At 77.8% G+C, this 427-nt stretch carries 1 protein-coding gene; it reads right to left on the bottom strand.

Annotated features, from left to right (window positions below):
- Window positions 1-427, bottom strand: a 427-nt coding sequence (locus tag RM780_RS27710; RefSeq protein ID WP_311633649.1) for a methyltransferase, incomplete at both ends; no start/stop codon positions are given.

Here is a 427-nt window from a genome sequence, read left to right as displayed (position 1 = left end):
CGGCCGCCCTGGCGGGCCGGGACGGCGCCAGCGTGCGGACCAGCGTCTGGCAGGTGCGCAGCCACGGGTGGGCGGCCGGGTCCAGGCTCCGTTCCTGCGGCGCGTCCGGCTCCGCCGGCGGTATCCGCAGCGCGCCCAGGACGACGCCGTCGCTCTCGTCCACGAGCAGGTCGAGCCGCCGTTCCACCCCGTCGAGCACCGCCCGCCCGTCGCGGCCCGCGTCCCACGCGCGCGCCTTCCCCCGCGTGGGCACCGCCGTGGACGGTGACGGAACGTAAGGGGGGTTGCTGACGACGACGTCCCCGGACCTGTCCGTGAGCGAGGCCATGTCACCCCGCAGGACCCGCACCCGCAGGTGGGACCGCCGTGCGGTGAGACGGGTGGCCAGCACCGCCCGCCGGGACACGTCGAGCGCCGTCACCCGGGC

The sequence above is a fragment of the Streptomyces boetiae genome (genome assembly GCF_031845405.1).
GTDB classification, from domain to species: domain Bacteria; phylum Actinomycetota; class Actinomycetes; order Streptomycetales; family Streptomycetaceae; genus Streptomyces; species Streptomyces boetiae.
This window is presented reverse-complemented; position numbering and strand designations above follow the sequence as displayed.